Source organism: Isoptericola sp. NPDC055063, from assembly GCF_053608125.1.
Map to the genome: position 1 here is coordinate 48,881 of NZ_JBSGUW010000005.1, position 16,294 is coordinate 65,174.

16 protein-coding genes, 1 tRNA gene and 1 riboswitch are annotated in these 16,294 nt (G+C 71.4%); of the genes, 7 read left to right on the forward strand and 10 right to left on the reverse strand.

The window, feature by feature from the left end; genetic code table 11:
* Positions 1–155: 155 nt before the first annotated feature.
* Positions 156–1,658, forward strand: a complete 1,503-nt coding sequence (locus tag ACWF41_RS07535) for an ATP-binding protein (protein WP_380315207.1) — start codon at positions 156–158, stop codon at positions 1,656–1,658.
* On the opposite strand, the gene ACWF41_RS07540 is transcribed toward ACWF41_RS07535, so the two are convergent.
* Both ACWF41_RS07540 and ACWF41_RS07545 read right to left on the reverse strand, forming a co-directional pair.
* Positions 1,633–2,349: a hypothetical protein gene (locus tag ACWF41_RS07540; RefSeq protein ID WP_380315210.1), complete on the reverse strand. Its 717-nt coding sequence runs from the start codon at positions 2,347–2,349 to the stop codon at positions 1,633–1,635. The genes ACWF41_RS07535 and ACWF41_RS07540 overlap by 26 nt on opposite strands.
* Positions 2,350–3,138: 789 nt before the next feature.
* Positions 3,139–3,438: a hypothetical protein gene (locus ACWF41_RS07545; protein ID WP_380315213.1), complete on the reverse strand. Its 300-nt coding sequence runs from the start codon at positions 3,436–3,438 to the stop codon at positions 3,139–3,141.
* A gap of 428 nt (positions 3,439–3,866) precedes the next feature.
* Here ACWF41_RS07545 and ACWF41_RS07550 point away from each other — a divergent pair, with 428 nt between their 5' ends.
* The 6 genes from ACWF41_RS07550 to ACWF41_RS07575 all read left to right on the forward strand — a co-directional run bounded on the left by ACWF41_RS07550 (position 3,867) and on the right by ACWF41_RS07575 (position 9,419).
* Positions 3,867–4,844 carry an ImmA/IrrE family metallo-endopeptidase gene (locus tag ACWF41_RS07550; protein WP_380315216.1) on the forward strand — a complete coding sequence of 326 codons (978 nt, stop codon included), beginning with the start codon at positions 3,867–3,869 and terminating at the stop codon, positions 4,842–4,844.
* Positions 4,841–5,377 (forward strand): hypothetical protein, encoded by a 537-nt coding sequence (locus ACWF41_RS07555; RefSeq protein WP_380315219.1) that lies wholly within the window; start codon positions 4,841–4,843, stop codon positions 5,375–5,377. The genes ACWF41_RS07550 and ACWF41_RS07555 overlap by 4 nt, the downstream gene beginning before the upstream one ends.
* Positions 5,374–7,140 (forward strand): type IV secretory system conjugative DNA transfer family protein, encoded by a 1,767-nt coding sequence (locus ACWF41_RS07560; protein WP_380315222.1) that lies wholly within the window; start codon positions 5,374–5,376, stop codon positions 7,138–7,140. Before ACWF41_RS07555 ends, ACWF41_RS07560 begins: the two co-directional genes overlap by 4 nt.
* 94 nt (positions 7,141–7,234) lie before the next feature.
* Entirely contained in the window at positions 7,235–7,771 is a 537-nt protein-coding gene (locus ACWF41_RS07565) for a single-stranded DNA-binding protein (protein ID WP_380315225.1), read from the forward strand.
* A 2-nt stretch (positions 7,772–7,773) separates the two neighbouring features.
* A complete protein-coding gene (locus ACWF41_RS07570) occupies positions 7,774–8,406 on the forward strand; it encodes a hypothetical protein (protein WP_380315228.1) in 633 nt (210 codons plus the stop codon).
* The gene (locus tag ACWF41_RS07575) at positions 8,406–9,419 is read left to right on the forward strand and encodes a hypothetical protein (protein ID WP_380315231.1); all 1,014 of its coding nucleotides are present in this window, start codon (positions 8,406–8,408) and stop codon (positions 9,417–9,419) included. Before ACWF41_RS07570 ends, ACWF41_RS07575 begins: the two co-directional genes overlap by 1 nt.
* Positions 9,420–9,475: 56 nt before the next feature.
* On the opposite strand, the gene ACWF41_RS07580 is transcribed toward ACWF41_RS07575, so the two are convergent.
* The 8 genes from ACWF41_RS07580 to ACWF41_RS07615 all read right to left on the reverse strand — a co-directional run bounded on the left by ACWF41_RS07580 (position 9,476) and on the right by ACWF41_RS07615 (position 16,290).
* Positions 9,476–10,747 (reverse strand): tyrosine-type recombinase/integrase, encoded by a 1,272-nt coding sequence (locus tag ACWF41_RS07580; RefSeq protein ID WP_380315234.1) that lies wholly within the window; start codon positions 10,745–10,747, stop codon positions 9,476–9,478.
* 6 nt (positions 10,748–10,753) lie between these two features.
* Positions 10,754–10,990, reverse strand: coding sequence for a helix-turn-helix domain-containing protein (locus ACWF41_RS07585; RefSeq protein WP_380315237.1), 237 nt, complete (start codon positions 10,988–10,990; stop codon positions 10,754–10,756).
* 227 nt (positions 10,991–11,217) lie between these two features.
* Positions 11,218–11,291, reverse strand: a tRNA-Pro gene (locus ACWF41_RS07590).
* A 51-nt stretch (positions 11,292–11,342) separates the two neighbouring features.
* Positions 11,343–11,870 carry a 6,7-dimethyl-8-ribityllumazine synthase gene (gene ribH, locus ACWF41_RS07595; RefSeq protein WP_380315240.1) on the reverse strand — a complete coding sequence of 176 codons (528 nt, stop codon included), beginning with the start codon at positions 11,868–11,870 and terminating at the stop codon, positions 11,343–11,345.
* Positions 11,867–13,186: a bifunctional 3,4-dihydroxy-2-butanone-4-phosphate synthase/GTP cyclohydrolase II gene (locus ACWF41_RS07600; RefSeq protein WP_380315244.1), complete on the reverse strand. Its 1,320-nt coding sequence runs from the start codon at positions 13,184–13,186 to the stop codon at positions 11,867–11,869. The genes ribH and ACWF41_RS07600 overlap by 4 nt, the downstream gene beginning before the upstream one ends.
* Entirely contained in the window at positions 13,183–13,809 is a 627-nt protein-coding gene (locus tag ACWF41_RS07605; protein WP_380315247.1) for a riboflavin synthase, read from the reverse strand. The genes ACWF41_RS07600 and ACWF41_RS07605 overlap by 4 nt, the downstream gene beginning before the upstream one ends.
* Before the next feature lie 3 nt (positions 13,810–13,812).
* A complete protein-coding gene (ribD, locus tag ACWF41_RS07610) occupies positions 13,813–14,892 on the reverse strand; it encodes a bifunctional diaminohydroxyphosphoribosylaminopyrimidine deaminase/5-amino-6-(5-phosphoribosylamino)uracil reductase RibD (protein ID WP_380315249.1) in 1,080 nt (359 codons plus the stop codon).
* 144 nt (positions 14,893–15,036) lie between these two features.
* A riboswitch (FMN riboswitch) is annotated at positions 15,037–15,166 on the reverse strand.
* A gap of 80 nt (positions 15,167–15,246) precedes the next feature.
* Entirely contained in the window at positions 15,247–16,290 is a 1,044-nt protein-coding gene (locus ACWF41_RS07615; RefSeq protein ID WP_380315252.1) for a hypothetical protein, read from the reverse strand.
* Positions 16,291–16,294: the final 4 nt, after the last annotated feature.

Genomic DNA, 16,294 nt, shown 5'->3' on the forward strand with positions numbered 1-16,294 from the left:
CCGCGGGAGATTCCGCGGATACTTCGCGCTACGACGTCCGCATGGATCGTCCGGTACCCCTGCGAGACGCGACCGAAAGCCGCCCTCCGAGATTCGGTCATCCGGTGCAGGCCGGTCCGCTGTCGCACCAGCGCCACTCTGCAGGGCGGGGCACGGTGACCCGGGAGCGGCTGCACACCGCCGTCCTGATCGCCCCCGCCGGCGAACGCCGCCGCCTGCGCAAGGCACGCCGCTTGGCCGCAGCCCGGATCGCCGCCGACGACCGAGCCGCACGCGTCGCGGCCGCCCGAGCGCGCCGCGCGGCAGAACTCGCCGAACGTCGCGCCACCGTGCTCCTGCCCAAGGCCGGCGAGGCCGGACCTGCCGCGCTGCGAACCCCGGGGAAGCTGCGCCTGCCCCAGCATCAGGACACCTCCGCCACCTGGGGCGGTGCCTACCCGTTCCTCGCCGAGGGAGGCCTCGGAGCCGAAGGAGTCTTCGTCGGGCAGGACCTGTACTCCTGGTCTGCGTTCGTCTACGACCCGTGGGTGCTCTACGCCCGCGGACTCATCACCGCCCCCAACGTCGTCGTGGCCGGCATCGTCGGGTCCGGCAAGTCATCACTCGCCAAGTCGCTATGCACCAGGTCCATCCCGTTCGGACGGCGCGTCTACGTACCGTGCGACCCAAAGGGCGAGTGGACGCCGGTCGCCCACGCCGTCGGCGGGCAGGCCGTCGCCCTCGGCCACGGGCAGCGCACCCGGCTCAACCCCCTCGACGAAGGCCATCGCCGCGCCGACATCGACGATGCCACCTGGGCCGCGCAGCTCGCCGCCCGTCGCCGCGACCTGCTGGGCGCGCTCGCCGAGACCGTCCTGGACCGGCGTCTGTCCCCGTTGGAGCACACCGCGATCGACATCGCGTTGGCGGATGTCGTCCGCAGCACTGACGTGCCCGTGTTGCCGATGGTCGTCGACCGGCTCCTCACGCCAGACCGGCGCGACGACGTCGACGGGCGCCTCGCTGATGACGGCCGCCTGCCCGGGCATGCACTCCGCCGCCTGGTGGCGGGCGACCTGGCCGGGATGTTCGACGGTCCCTCGACGATCACCTTCGACCCGAGCCTGCCGATGGTCACCCTCGACCTATCGGCGGTCGCGGAGAACGACACCGCGATCTCGCTCCTGATGACCTGCGCCTCGGCCTGGATGGAGTCCGCGCTGCTCGACCCGGCGGGCGGGCAACGGTGGGTCGTCTACGACGAGGCGTGGCGCCTCATGTCCCACCCGGCACTACTACGACGCATGGACGCCCAATGGCGCCTGTCCCGCTGGTTCGGCATCGCCAACATGCTCATCTTCCACAAACTGTCCGACCTGGAGAACGTCGGCGACTCCGGCTCGGCGATGCGGGCACTGGCCGCCTCGCTGCTCGCGAACGCTGAGACCCGGGTCATCTACCGGCAAGAGTCCGACCAACTCGGATCCACCTCTGCCGCCCTCGGCCTCACCCGCACCGAACGCGGCCTCCTACCCACGCTCGACACCGGGCAAGGGCTCTGGCGTATCCGCGAACGCTCCTTCGTCATCCAGCACCAACTCCACCCCGCCGAAGCTGAACTCTTCGACACCTCGGCCAAGCTGACGGGCAGGTTCAGAGATCAGTGTCGTCCAAGCTGACCACTCTAATTCGCCACGGCGACGGTAGCAATCCATCAGGCATAAAGTCGTCGTGGGCGTCAATGACGAGGCCACCTGGGCGGACAGTCCGAGCTTCGCTAAAATTCACGATCGCACCGTCAAAGTCGGCGCCCATAAGATCAACGAGTCCACCAGCAAAGAGGGCCCGCCGAAACGCGATCTGCCCACTCTTGAATCTCGATGCAAACGCGACGCGCCCGCCGCGAAACTCCGATTCATAGAAATTCACGCGCGCACCATCAAAAATGGCACGATTGAAAGACGCGTAGCCACCCAAGAAGCGCGTCCGCTGAAACTCGACCCTGCCACCACCAAACCATGCTCTCGTGAAGGTTATTTCGCCTCCTGCATACGTGGCGCCACGGAAAGAAAATGTGCCGCGTACGAACCTGGCCTCGTCGAACCGGAGGACCGTGTGCGAACCAACATCGATCAACGACATACTCCCACCGTCAAACAGAGCCCCCGTGAAGTCGAACCGGTGGCCCTGCCAGCTGACCAGCGCGTCAGGCCGCAGGTGGTCCCGGATGACTCGAATGATCGTGAGGCGCACCTGACGGTCGTGATGGGCGTACTCGCGAACCACCGTCGTTGTAAGAGTCGACTGAATCGAAGACTCGGTCACTTGAGTAATCGATCCTTCGCTGGCCTCGTCCTCCTCGAACGACATATATGGCAAGCGAAGATATCCGCAGAGCACGTCGATGCACTGCTGTCGTCGCACTCGGCCATGCTCGCCTGGCAGAGGGTATGTGTCTGCCAGCGATGACATTGCATAGACACCCGAAAGGCGAACCGTAGGCTGTGGATGGCCGAGTTGTTCAGCAGCCCGTTGAAAGCGCTCGGCGAACGTTACCGCCTCCGAGTCCGCAGACTGCCGCTCCCTTAACCCTTGGTTCCGGTACGCAACAACCAGAGCAACGGCACCGCCTAGTCCGGCGATGGCGTAGAAGGCCAGCCGAACCACTTCAGGCGTGAGGGCCCTCGGCGAGAACACCCGGGAAGGCACCCAAGAACCAGTTAGTGCTGAACCGAGGACGTACGTGAAGAGTGCGGCGCCGAACAGAAGCGCTAGAAGTACGAGCATCACATTCGCCGCCAGAGACAGCTTCCCGTGCTGCTCTGCGGGTGGTTCGACCTGATTCCGACGCCGCATACCCGTTCTCGCCATGTCGGCTAGATTGCCAGCCCTTCGTTACAGTCCGCGCCCTCTGACCTGGATCTCACCCGGTCCCGGGTCGAGGCACACGCTGCCACTGGTTGACGCGTAGGAGGATGCACGACGGTGCTGAGAGACAACGGCGGCGTGGAATCGGCCAGAGCGCGCGAGGCGAGCATCGACGGGGCTCACGAACGTCTCACATGAAGCTGTCGACGCGCACGCAGGCGGTCGTTCGGCATCGCTCCGCCCCGAGCAGCCGCCGCCCGGATCGGGCCCCGGGGGAGGCGTTGGGAGTTGTCACGGGCGACCAGCGTTGATGAGCCGGCACTCCGTGCCGATCCGCTGGAGCCCGTCACGCAGGTCGTCGCGGATGCGCTCGAACTTGGCGGGGTCACCTTCCTGCTGCTCCCAGGCTGACAACTCGGCGAGGAAGTCCGACATGGCCAGGTAGGCGGGGCGGTAGGTCTCATCAGCGGCGGCGGCCTGGGCGAGAAGGTCAACGTGCGGCTCGAACTCGGCGTAGATGTCCCGGACGACGTTGCCCACATCCTCAGTCGTGTCGTCGGGCCCCGCCGGGCTTGGCGCTGACGGCTCCATGCCCTCACAACCTCGTCGGGCGAGTTCCTCCGCCGATGTGCCGGATGAGCACGCCGCAAGTGTTAGCCCGAGCCCGCACACGAGGGCGAGCGCTCCCTTTCGAGTCCTCACGTTTCCAGTGAACTGTGCTCGCTTACGTCCCGGAAGGATGAACTCACAGGCTTCCGCTTCGCAAGGGTATGAAGGTGCGGCCAAGCCCCTGGAGGTCACCCCAGCCGGAGTTGCCAAGAGGTGTCACCGATGATCCATGCGGGGTTACCCGTCCAACGGGACGCGGCGCTCGAGCGGTATCGCCCGCGCACCTATCGGGCGTTCCAAGCTGGAGGTAGGAGATGGTTCGCAGTCATGTCGTTCGCGAGGCTGCTGCGTCGCCGCGTGACGAAAGGATCGATAGGGCCCACGAGCGTCTCGCGGTCGCTGTGGAGGCGATGACCTCCGGTGACGCGTTCCGGCGGGCCGTGGAGTTCGCGGCGAGGTTTCGGACGCGTTCGTTCAACAACTCCGTCCTAATCCTCGTTCAACATGCCGAGGCGTACGAGGCCGGTCGGGTGCCCGCTCCGGAGCCGACATTTGTCGCCGGGTATCGGCAATGGCAGCGGCTGGGGCGCCAGGTGATGCGGGGGCAGGCGGGGTACGTGATCCTCGCTCCGGTGACGGCGCGCTACGCGACCGCCTACCCCGACAGTGGACCGTGGCGGCTACTGGCCCGCGGCGAACAGCCCGAACCGTGCGAGATCGTGCGCTCCCGGCTCAAGGGCACCAGGCCCACGCACGTGTGGGACGTGAGCCAGACCGACGGTGACCCGATCCCAGAACCGCCCTTGCCGCAGCTACTCGACGGCGCTGCACCGGAGGGCTTGTGGGACGGGCTGGCCGCGCAGGTCAGTGGTGACGGGTTCGCGCTGCACTCGACCCCGGCCCCGGCGGGAATCGGCGGAGCGAACGGCCAGACCGACTTCCAGGCCAAGACTGTGTTCATCCGCGACGACATGGACGACGCGGCGCGGGTCAAGACCCTCGCGCACGAGCTCGGGCACGTGCGCCTCCACGCTCCGGACGCAGCCGATGCCCAGGCGCATCGCGGCGTGATCGAGGTCGAGGCCGAGACCGTCGCGCTGATGATCGGCGCCGCGCACGGCATGGACACCTCCGCGTTCTCGGTGCCGTACGTGACGAGCTGGGCCAGCACCGTCCGCGACAAGACGCCGTTCGATGTCGTGACCGCGACCGCCGAACGGGCACGCAAGGCCGCCGTGACGATCCTCGACCGGCTCGACACCCACCAGATCGGCGACGGCGAGCCACCCGGACTGGCCGCAGCCCGCGAACAGGCCGTTCGCACGCGCGAGGCTCCTGCTCCCGCACGACCCCGGGCCGCATCCCGGTCGACGGCGGTGACACGATGAAGCGCGACGACCCGCAGACCGACCTGCCGAGGTTGCACATCACCTACAGGCCGGACTGGACCGCCGAGGCGACGGTGGACGGCAAGCCCTACGACCTGCCCGAGCCGCCGGCCGCGATCAACCTCCGCGACCCGCGCGACGTCGGACGGCTCGTCGCGCTCGACCTCGACCAGGCCGTGCACGTCGTCGCGGTCAACCCCGAGGGCGGCATCTACACGGAGATCTGCGAGCCCGAGCCATTCCCTCCCACCGTGTCAGGGCCGATCTCACCATCGGCATCTGTCCCAGAGTCGACGTCGCACGCTGAGTTCCCGCTCGGCATCGTCGGTAGGGGCTTCTTGCCCGGCGAGCAGGTGTGCGTGGCCGTCGTCGTGGCGGCACGCGACGCCGACGACGATGGCCGGGCGGCGTTGCCCCTGCCCGCTCCCCTCCTGGAGCGGCTGCCGTCCGCGGTCGTGCTGCTCGGCCGCACCTCCGGCACGGTGGTCGTCCACGAGCCCGCCGTCGATGCCCTCGCGGCAGGTGTCGCTTGAACGGCCCGGCATCCTCCCAGAGCGGGGACGACCTGACCACACTCGGGCTCATCCTGCTGATCGGCACTGTCGTCCTCGCCGCCATGCTGCGGGTGGCCGGTGACGTCGCCGCCCTGGCCTCCGGCGTCGAGCCGCCGACCGCGAGCCTGGCCGCCGGGGTGCGGGTACTGCTCACGCCCGCCGACCCGGGCGCCCTGCTCGGCACGCCCGACCTGAATCCGGTCCTGTACTGGGTCGCGGTCGCGGCGTTGCTCGCCGCGGCCAGCGCGGCGGCATTCGGCGTCGGGCGCCTGCTGCGACGCGACCCGACCAGGGCGACCCGGGACCCGCACCGGCTCCCGGGAACCGCAACCGGCCGCGACGTCGCCAAGGTCGCCTCGACCAGGGCACTGCTCGGACGGTCGGGCGCGCTGCGGCCATCGCTGACCAAGCCCACGCCCGCCGACGTCGGCTACCTGCTCGGGACCTCCAGGGGAAAGACCGTGTGGGCGTCGGTCGAGGACTCCATCCTCGTGCTCGGCCCGCCCCGCTCGGGCAAGGGCCTGCACGTGGTCATCAACGCCATCCTCGACGCCCCCGGGCCGGTCATCACGACCTCGACCCGACCGGACAACCTCACCGCTACCTTGCGGGCGCGGCAGCGACGCGGCCCCGTCGCCGTCTTCGACCCGCAGCACCTGGCCGAAGGCTTGCCCTCCGGACTTCGATGGTCCCCGGTACGCGGGTGCGAGAACCCCTTGATCGCGATGATCCGCGCCACCGGGTTCAGCTCCGCCACCGGGCTTTCCACCGGTGGAGTGGAGTCCGGCGGGTTCTGGGAGGGCAAGACCCGCACCGCCCTGCAGGCGTTGTTGCATGCTGCGGCACTCGGGCACTGCTCTCCCAGAGACCTGTTCGCCTGGTCTCTGTCGCCGTCCGCGGCCGCCGACGCCGTCGCGATCCTGTCGTCCCACCCGAACGCCGCCCCCGGCTGGGCCGAGTCCCTGGAGTCCACCATCAGCTCTGACCCCCGCACCCGGGACTCGATCTGGATGGGCGTCTCACTCGCCCTGACCTGCCTCGCCGACCCGCGGGTCATGGACGCCGTGACCCCGCGCGACGGTGAGTCGTTCGACCCGGCAGAGTTTCTACGCTCCGACGGCACGCTCTACCTGCTGTCCACCGGGGCGGGCGCGTCGGCCTCCTGGTCGTTGGTCGCGGCGTTCATCGAAGACCTCGTCGAGACCGCCCGGACCCTGGCCGCCGCGTCCCCCGGCGCGCGCCTCGACCCGCCGCTCCTGCTCGCGCTCGACGAGATCGGCAACCTCTCCCCACTGCCGTCCCTGCCGGTGCTCATGGCCGAGGGCGGCGGCACCGGCATCACCACCATGCCCGTGCTGCAGTCACTCTCCCAGGCGCGCGCCAAGTGGGGCGACCACAACGCCGGCGCAATCTGGGACGCCTCGATCGTCAAGGTCGTCCTGGGTGGGGCGTCCGTCGCCAAGGACCTCCAAGACGTCTCCGCCCTCATCGGCGAGCGAGACGACACCACCGACACCGTCTCCCGCGGGGACCACGGATCGCGCTCCGTCCAACGTTCCGTGCGCCGCGTGCCCGTGATGCCGCCCGAAACGATCCGCATGTTGCCGTTCGGCGCCGCGCTCGTGCTCCTGCGGTCCGCTCCCCCACTCGTCACCGACCTGCGCGCCTGGACCAAGCGACCTGACTCCGCCGAACTCAGCGCCGAGCGCGCCGTCGTCGAACGATCTCTGCGCCGAGCGTGATCGGCCTGTACCGATTGCGCTGGCACCGGGCGCACACCTGTCCATTGAAGCGGGCGCCGACATCGACGGCGCTGCTCGATGTGCGGAGGTCGCCATGAGCATTCCGGTGCAACAGTCCCTGGCGGGGTTCGTCGCCTCAGACCCGGACGTCTCGTTCACCGACGCCGGAACAACCCGGGTCCACTACCGAGTCGGCGTAGAGCATTGGCGACGCGAGCAGGACGGCACGTTCACCAGGCTCGACAACTCGTTCCACGACCTGCTGGTCTTCGGCAAGACGGCCGAGCGGGCCGCTGACCAGTTCCGCAAGGGCGACCAGTTCGTCGCCCATGGCTACGTCGATGTCCGGTACGCCGAACCGCCGGCCCAGCCCGCTGAACGTGAGCAGTTCATCGCCCGCAGGATCGGGCACGACCTCGCCCGCACCACTTACGACGTGCAGCGGCCCTCCACCAGCCCGCAGCACGAGGCTCAACCCACGGCGCCGTTCCCCGTTGGCAACGCTGAGCCGACACCCGTCGAGGCCGGACGCCACGTCCCGCCACCTCCTCCCCCGCCCACGGCCCCGGTCGCCGGCCGGCCCGCTGTATCGCGTACGGCGACGACGTCGGACCACGGCCTCAGGCTGTGACCGTGGACGGCGAGGTTCCCTGGGAGTTGCGCTCCGAGGACGGTGGACGGCGGGAGGCTCTGGTCACCGACGAGCTGCTCGCGGCCTCCGAGGCCGAACTCACGGCAGACATGAATGACGCCGTGGAGGAATCGGGCGAGGTCGAGCCCGTCGACTGGCAGACCCTGACACCGGCCGAGGCCAAGGCACAGTGGCGCGCACTGGACAGGTTCGTGGGCTGGCTGCGTACGACCTACGGGCTGCCGCCGACCATCGTCCCACCGCTGTGGCACCGCCACCCCGAGCTGGTGTGGGAGCTGTCCGCACTGCACACGCACTGGCTCGCTTGCTTCGAGCCGGGCGGCTCGGGCTCCGGGCCGATCGCCTGGCACGCCGACTTCGCTGACGCCCGCGAGCGCCTACGCGAGTGGGTGTCCACCTGCGGCACCCGCCTGGACCGGGATCGGCCCACCCGCACCACTTCCTGGCCTGGCGAGCCGGCGGCGGAGGCCGTCGAGGAGCGGCCCATCACCGACCGGCGCGCGGACTTCGCCGCGTTCGTCGCCGCTGATGTGGCCGCCCGTCGCGCCGCCCAGGCACGAGCGGCGCGCAGGGCACAAGACGCGAAGGCGCAGCGCTGGAACGGAGGATGGTGATGTCCACCGAACCGCACGACGACGGCCGCGACCTGCGCGACCTGCGTCGTCAGGCGGACGAGATCGCGCTCGACGACCACGTCGCCACCTCCGCACGTCCCGCGTATCGAATCATCGCGACCCATCTGTGGGCCATGCTCCGCGGCCTGAAGTTCGACCAGGGGCGGGTGCTAGCCGTCGGGGAAGACGCCGCGACCTTGCTCGGCCTGCCGCACACCGACGGGCACTCGTTCACCTCTCTGGTCGCGGACATCACCCCCGACCACGCTCCCGGGGCCGAGACACCGGCCCACGAGACCGTCCCCCGAATCGGGGACCGGTACGACGTCGTCATCGCGTCCCTGCCGTACAACGACGTGCGCCTCCAGGACCCCGCCCACGTCGTCCTACGCCGCGCCGGCCAGGCGAAGCTCGCCGCCACCCTGCAGCACCTGACGAGCCCCGGCGGGTTCACGGTGCTGCTCGCCTCGCACGACCTGATGGACAACCCCTACCCCAGGACTCGCACACAACTACACCTCGGCGGGGACCTGCTCGGGGCCGTCCGCCTGCCGGCCGGTACCCATCGCCAGCTCCCCGGGCTGGACCTGACCACCGATCTCCTCGTCCTACGACGCCGCCCCGAGCACGCCGACACGAGGTCGGAGCAGTTCGACCGCACCATCAGCATCCGCGTCGACGGGAGGGACCTGGAGGTCAACACCTACTTCGACAACCACGTCGACCAGGTCCTCGGGACCATCGGCTCCGATCCCCTCGCCTGGGGGCCCGCCGCCGTGACCGTCACCTCCACCTCCGACCGCCTCGACCACGACCTGGCCGACGCCTTCGCCAACATCACCACCCGCGGCCGGCGCTCAGGCATGACGTACCACTTTGCGGACGTCTCCGAGCCAATGCGAGTGACGGAACCGACCGCCAACCTCGTCCGAAGCGGTGACCGACAGCCGGACTCGTCGACTCCGCGGCTGCGCCCTCGCCGCGCCCACGGGTCCTCCGGCCTCGAGCGATGACCGAACCGACAAGGGGCCGGCACCCAGCAGCGCGGGAATCCGGCCCCTCCGCGTGTTCACGCTGCGGGGGCGTCGCCACGTCCGGACGTATCGGACTTCTTCGGCCCCGCCGTCCGCTTCCCTCTCGGCGCAGTCGGGTCCATCGGCTCGGCTCCAGGCCGCAGAGATCTCTGCAACACCACCGCGGTCGTCGAGTCCACGTACTGGTTGGGCTCGATGTAGTGCACACGCGTGATCTCGGTCGAGGTATGTCCGAGCAGCTCGGCCGCGAGGTCGATGCCGACCGCGCGTTCGACCGTCGTCGCGACCGTGCGGCGGAACGCGTGCGGCGTGACCCCCTCGGCCTCGGTTCCCTGAAGTACACGGCGCAGCGTCCGACGGAAGTTGTTGGTCGAGATCGGAGTGCCGGTCCGTGTGAAGAACACCAGGTGATCCGGCGCCACATCCCCGATCCTTGCGAGACGAGCGGCGAGCGCGGTGGCCGCGAACTTCGGGATGAACACGGTCCGGGTGGAGCGAGCCGTCTTGGGGTGGTCCTGGCGGAACGTGCGCCCCTTGTCGATCGAGATGACCGTCCCTGCAATAGTCACGCTCGGGTGCTCGGACACCAGGTCGACGTCCTGACGCCGCAGGGCCAGAACTTCGCCGATCCGGGCCGAGGTGCCGAGCATCGTCTCGATGACGGCCAACACCTGGCCGTCGGGCCTGGGGCCCGAGGTGTAGCCGGCGCCGGCCTGCCAGGCCGCGACGAGAGCCCGGATCTGCTCCACCGTTTCCAGCGACAGCGCCTTTGTCTCGTTCACCGGCTTCTCCAGCGTGGCGACGTCACGAACCGGGTTGCGGTCCACCACCTCCCACCGCACCGCGAGCTTGAAGCAGAGATTGAGGACGACCTTCGCCTTCTGTGCCCGGTTGTAGCTGCGCTTGTTGAGGTCCTGAAGCATCCGGTCGACCCGGCGCACCGTGATCTCTCGCAGCGTGAAGTTCTCGAGCGCCGGCAGGACGAGCGTGCGCAGGTCGCGTTCGTAGCGGTACCGGGTGGAGACGGCGAGCTTGTTCGTCTCGTCCAGATGCTCAAGCCATGCCTCGGCGAGGACGGTGAACAACGAGTCGGCGGTCAGGTCACCGCTGCCGGAAGCGAGCTGTTTACGCGCGAGCTTCGCATTGAGGTTGCGTTTCGCCTCGCTCCGCGACTGACCTGTCGCCCGGACCTTACGGTTACGGCCGTCGAAATCGCGGAAGATCGTGACCGCCGTGATCCGGCCGGTGTCGGATTCTTCGTAGTGGATGTCGCCGTGCGTGCCGATCGGGATTCGAGGTCGAGCCACGGCCTATCACCGCAACCCTGTCGTCGTCGACGTGCCCGCCGACATTTCGCGACACTGGGACAGCCACGACCTGACGTCGGACGCGGCGTAACGCAGGTGGTTGCCGATCTTGTACGCGACCGGGCCCTCGCCCTTGATGCGCCAGTCCTTGATCGTCTTGACCGGCACCCCGATGAGATCCGAGAGGTCGCCGATGCTCATGAGCGGCTCGAGCCCGCCGCGAGGCGTGATGGAAGCGGTCATGCACCTCAGGTGTGCGACCCGCTCCACCCGCGCCAGACCGACTCGGACCCGCTGCCGTGGCCGGCACCGCGAACCACCGTCTCCGGGCACGCCGGCGAGGGGTTTCTGGACTGTTTCTGGACTGTTGGCCATGTCTGGCGACCTCTCACTCTGGGTCACCAGCACTCTCCGGAAACGAAACTGGTCTCTGACCTGCTCATTCGCAGGTCAGAGACCAAGTCACGACGTCGGGCTGACAGGATTTGAACCTGCGACCCCCTGACCCCCAGTCAGGTGCGCTACCAAGCTGCGCCACAGCCCGTCGGCCCAGCACGGTGACACTGCGTGTCACCCCGGAGGGCCGACCGAAATACTACCCCAGGTCGGAGGCTGCTCCTGCATCGACGCGAGCACCGGCGAGACGGGCGTCGCGGACCTCGCCGAGCACGCGGGCGGTGGCGAGCGCGGCGGCCGCGGCCTCGTACCCCTTGTCCTCGTGGGAGCCATCCAGCCCGGCGCGGTCGAGGGCCTGCTGCTCGTCGTCGCACGTCAGGAGGCCGAAGCCCACGGGCACGGTGTGGTCGAGGGCCACGCGGTTGAGGCCGTCGGTCGCGGCGGCGCACACGTAGTCGAAGTGCGGGGTGCCGCCGCGGATGACGACGCCCAGCGCGACGACGGCGTCGTACCCGGCCGCCGCGAGCGCCTGCGCGGCGACGGGCAGCTCGAACGACCCGGGCACGCGCACGACGCGGGGGTCGGCGACGCCGTGGTCGGCGCAGGCCCGCAGGGCGCCGTCGAGCAGGCCGTCCATCACGGTGGTGTGCCAGCTCGCGGCGACGACGGCCACGCGCAGGTCGGAGCAGTCGACGGGCGCGACGGCGGGGGCGCCGGCGCCGCTCATCGGGTGGCCCCGGCGGCGAGCGGGACGGTGGTCGGGGTGCGGTGCATCGGGGTTCCTCCGGTGGCGGGCGTGATGTCGGGACGGGGCTCGGTCAGGTGGGGCAGGTCGTGGCCCATGCGGTCGCGCTTGGTGCGCAGGTAGCCGAGGGTGCGGGGATGGGCGGGCAGCGCGAGCGGGACGCGCTCGACGACGTCCGCTCCCCCGGCGACGAGACCGTCCACCTTGGCGGGGTTGTTGGTGAGCAGCCGGACGCGCGGCGCGCCGAGGTCGCGCAGGACGTGCGCCGCGGCGGTGTAGTCGCGGGCGTCGGCGGGCAGCCCCTGGTCGAGGTTGGCGTCCACGGTGTCGCGCCCGGCGTCCTGCAGGGCGTAGGCGGCGAGCTTGGCGGCCAGGCCGATCCCCCGTCCCTCGTGCCCGCGCAGGTAGACGACGACGCCGCGACCGGCGGCGACGACCTGGCGCAGCGACTCGTCGAGCTGGGGCCCGCAGTCGCAGCGCAGGCTGCCGAACGCGTCGCCGGTGAGGCACTCGGAGTGCACCCGGACGAGCACGGGTGCGGCGGCGGGGTCGGCGAGGGCGTCGAGCGGCCCGGCCACGAGGGCCACGTGCTCGTCGCCGGTCCGCGTGTCCCGGTAGGCGACGGCGGTGAGCTCGCCGTGCCGGGTGGGCAGGGTGGTGACCGCGACCCGCTCGACGAGCACCTCGGTGGCCCGCCGGTAGGCGACGAGGTCGGCCACGCTGATGAGCGTGAGCCCGTGCTCGGCGGCGAACTCGGTCAGCGCGGGCAGCCGCATCATCGTGCCGTCGTCGTGCACCAGCTCGGCGAGCACGCCGGCCTCCCCGCGCCCGGCGAGGCGCGCGAGGTCGACGGCGGCCTCGGTGTGCCCGCGCCGCTCCAGCACGCCGCCGGGGCGGGCGCGCAGGGGCAGCACGTGGCCGGGCCGGGTGAGGTCGGCGGGCGCGGTCTCCGGGTCGGCGAGCAGGCGCGCGGTGCGGGCCCGGTCGGCGCCGGAGATGCCGGTCGTGACGCCGGCGGCGGCGTCCACGGTCACGGTGTACGCGGTGCGGAAGGCGTCCTGGTTGGCCTCCACCATGAGGGGCAGCCCGAGCCGGTCGAGCGTGTCCCCGGCGACGCCCACGCACACGAGACCGCTGGTGTGCCGCACCAGGAAGCCCATGAGCTCGGGGGTCGCGGCCTCGGCGGCGAGGATGAGGTCGCCCTCGTTCTCGCGATCGGCGTCGTCGGCGACGACGACGGGTCGCCCGGCGGTGACGTCGGCGATCGCCCGCGCGACCCGGTCGACGGCGGCGCTCACAGCGCCGCTCCCGCCGTCGTCAGCCCGTGAGCGAGGTGCTTCTCCACGTACTTGCTCAGGACGTCGACCTCGAGGTTGACCTGCTCCCCGACACCACGGGAACCGAGGGTGGTGCGGGCCCGCGTCTCGGGGATGAGGCTCACGGTGAAGGACGCGTCGCCGGCGGCCACGACGGTGAGGCTCACGCCGTCGACGGCGATCGAGCCCTGCGCCACGACGTACCGGGCCAGGTCGGCCGGCAGCGCTACCTCGACGACCTCCCACTGCGTGCCCGGCGTCCGGGCCAGGACGGTGCCGACACCGTCGACGTGCCCCTGCACGACGTGCCCGCCGAACCGCCCGTCCGCCGCGAGCGCCCGCTCGAGGTTGACGCGGTCGCCCGGGGCGCGGCGCCCGAGGCTCGTGCGGCGCAGGGTCTCCGCCATGAGGTCGGCGGTCCAGGTGGTGCGGCCGTCGTGCGCGCCGGTCCCCGCGACGGTCAGGCAGCAGCCGTCGACGGCGATCGAGTCGCCCAGGCGGACGCCCTCGAGCACCCTCTCGGCCGCGACGGTGAGTCGGGCCCCGTCGGCGTGCTCGCGCACGGCGACGACGGTGCCGAGCTCCTCCACGATGCCGGTGAACATGGCTCAGCGCTCCTTCCGCGGCCGCATGACGAGCCGCACGGTGGGGGTGTCGGTGGGGTCGGCCGGGTCCTGGGGCAGGACGGCCACGTCGAGCAGGTCGAGGCAGGCGGCGTCCGCGATGGTGCCGATCCCGAGGTCGGCGACGGCGGGGGCGCCGACGCCGAGCAGCACGGGCGCGACGTACGCGACGACGTCGTCGACGAGACCGGCGCGCCAGAAGGCGGCGGCGAGGGCGGGGCCGCCCTCGAGCAGCACGTGCCGGTGCTCGCGGTACCAGAGCAGGTCCAGCACCTCGTGCGGGTCGTGGGTGCGCAGGTGCATCACGGGCTCCCCCGCGGCCGCGGCACGGGCCAGCCGGGAGGTGGACGGCAGCTCGCGCAGCCCGACGACGACCCGCTCGGGCTGCGGGCCGGGCACGTGCCGCACGGTGAGGTCGGGGTCGTCGGCCAGCGCGGTGCCGGTGCCGACGACGACGGCGTCCGCGGCCGCGCGCAGGCGGTGCACGTCGTGGCGGGCCGCACGGCCGGAGATCCAGCGGGACGTGCCGTCGGCGGCGGCGGCCCGCCCGTCCAGGGTGCTCGCGACCTTCCAGGTCACGACGGGGCGGCCGAGCTCGAGCGCGCGGGTCCACGTGGCGTTGAGCGCGCGGGCCTCGTCGGCCAGGACACCCCCGACGACGTCGACGCCCGCGGAGCGCAGCCGGGCCGCGCCGCCCGCGGCGGCCGGGTTGGGGTCGTGCGCGCCGTGCACGACGCGGGCGACGCCCGCGTCCAGCAGCGCGTCCACGCAGGGACCGGTGCGGCCGTGGTGGTTGCAGGGCTCGAGGGTGACGACGGCGGTCGCACCGCGTGCGGCGGCGGGCCCCAGGCGCTCGGCGGCGGCGCGCAGGGCCTCGACCTCGGCGTGCGGCGTGCCCGCGCCATGGTGGTAGCCCTCGGCGATCGTCGTGCCGTCGGCGGCCAGGAGCACGCACCCCACGCGGGGGTTGGGCCCGGCGGCGGGGATCTGCGCGGCGAGCTCCAGCGCCCGGCGCATCGCGGCGCGCTCCGCCTCGGTGACGTCACCCGGCTGCGCCTGCTCCATCTGTCCTGCCCCTGTCGTCCGGTCGCGGACCCCGGGGTGCAGGAAGGCGGGGTCGGACGTGCTCGCGCCGGCCGGTCGCGCACCGCCACGACGAGTGGCAGGGGGCCCACAACGGGGCCCGGGGACGGACCGGACGGGGAGCCGTCGCGTGCGCTTCCCATCCGGACTTTGACCGTCGGTCCAGGAGTTCCACCTGGTCAACCGGTCACAGGCTGTGACCGGGTCGCGGACTTTCACCGCCGGCTCGGAATTTCACCGACCCCAGAGCACGCGAGCAATTCGCTCGTCATCGACGACCGTGCCACGCCCCGCGCCGCCCTGGCAAGCCCGGGTGGCGCATCTCACGACCGGCGCTCAGGCGGCGGGCGGCCGCGCCGTCCGCCGCTCGTCGTCCCGCCCGAGGGCGACGCCGAGGGCGACCAGGACCACCAGGTCCACGACGAGCCCGGCGACCGCCGCCCACTGCACGGCGCGGAACGCCAGGAGCTGCGTGACGAGCAGACTGACGAGGACGCCGCGGCGCACCCAGACCGCCCCGGCGCGGTGGTCGCGGGGGCCCACCAGCGTCCCCCGGACGACGCACGCGACGGTCGCGGCGACGGCCCCGAGGATGCCCGCGCCGACCCACGACGGCGCGTCGACCCCGCCGACCAGCACGCGCAGCCCCACCACCGACGAGGCGGTCGCGGTGCCCAGGACGGCGACCGTCACGGCCACGGCCGCCCACCGGTGCTCCATCGCGTCGGCGAACCACGCGGACGCGCGCCGCACGAGGGCGCGCACCGGGTCCGGGACGGCCACGTCGTCCGCCGGCACGGCCTCCACCAGCGCCGCGACCTCGTCGGCGGCCGGCTCCCCGCGGCCGCGCGCCACGAGGCCCCGGGCCTCCTCGCGCTCGGCGTCGGTGAACCCGCCCGCGACCCCGGCGACGGCGCGGTCGGTCGCCACCGCGAGGTACTCCGCGGGGTGATGGGCGCGCCGCCCGTGCAGCGCCTCGACGAGGAGCACCAGCACCACGACGACCGCGTAGATGAGGGCCGCCGTCGGCGCGTAGAAATAGTCGTTGTCGGAGGTGACGAACTTGCCGATCTCGTCCACGAACAGCCCGAAGCCGACCCCGCCGAGCACCGCGCCCACCGCACGCAGGGCCGGGCCCACCCACGAGAGCAGCACCACGACCGCGAGCGCCATGCCGAGCCCGCCCCACAGGACGTGCGCGACGTGGAGCCCGCCGCCGCCCACCTGCGGGTAGCCCGAGGCGGCGAGCAGGAACCGGGTCACCAGCACGGTCGCCACGGTGACGACGAGGAAGGTCACCAGGTGCCGCACTGCGGAGGTGTCGCGTGCCGCGCCGAGGCGCAGCAGGCGACCCCGGCGGCCGAGCGGTGCAGAACTCATCGCA

What these genes read in the sequence shown, in the direction of transcription:
- ACWF41_RS07555 (WP_380315219.1), top strand. Translation starts at nt 4,841, where the DNA reads ATGAAGCGCGACGACCCGCAGACCGACCTGCCGAGGTTGCACATCACC.
- ribH (WP_380315240.1), bottom strand. Translation starts at nt 11,870, where the DNA reads ATGAGCGGCGCCGGCGCCCCCGCCGTCGCGCCCGTCGACTGCTCCGAC.
- ACWF41_RS07565 (WP_380315225.1), top strand. Translation starts at nt 7,235, where the DNA reads ATGAGCATTCCGGTGCAACAGTCCCTGGCGGGGTTCGTCGCCTCAGAC.
- ACWF41_RS07540 (WP_380315210.1), bottom strand. Translation starts at nt 2,349, where the DNA reads ATGTCGTTCGAGGAGGACGAGGCCAGCGAAGGATCGATTACTCAAGTG.
- ribD (WP_380315249.1), bottom strand. Translation starts at nt 14,892, where the DNA reads ATGGAGCAGGCGCAGCCGGGTGACGTCACCGAGGCGGAGCGCGCCGCG.
- ACWF41_RS07545 (WP_380315213.1), bottom strand. Translation starts at nt 3,438, where the DNA reads ATGGAGCCGTCAGCGCCAAGCCCGGCGGGGCCCGACGACACGACTGAG.
- ACWF41_RS07575 (WP_380315231.1), top strand. Translation starts at nt 8,406, where the DNA reads ATGTCCACCGAACCGCACGACGACGGCCGCGACCTGCGCGACCTGCGT.
- ACWF41_RS07605 (WP_380315247.1), bottom strand. Translation starts at nt 13,809, where the DNA reads ATGTTCACCGGCATCGTGGAGGAGCTCGGCACCGTCGTCGCCGTGCGC.
- ACWF41_RS07615 (WP_380315252.1), bottom strand. Translation starts at nt 16,290, where the DNA reads ATGAGTTCTGCACCGCTCGGCCGCCGGGGTCGCCTGCTGCGCCTCGGC.
- ACWF41_RS07585 (WP_380315237.1), bottom strand. Translation starts at nt 10,990, where the DNA reads ATGACCGCTTCCATCACGCCTCGCGGCGGGCTCGAGCCGCTCATGAGC.
- ACWF41_RS07550 (WP_380315216.1), top strand. Translation starts at nt 3,867, where the DNA reads ATGACCTCCGGTGACGCGTTCCGGCGGGCCGTGGAGTTCGCGGCGAGG.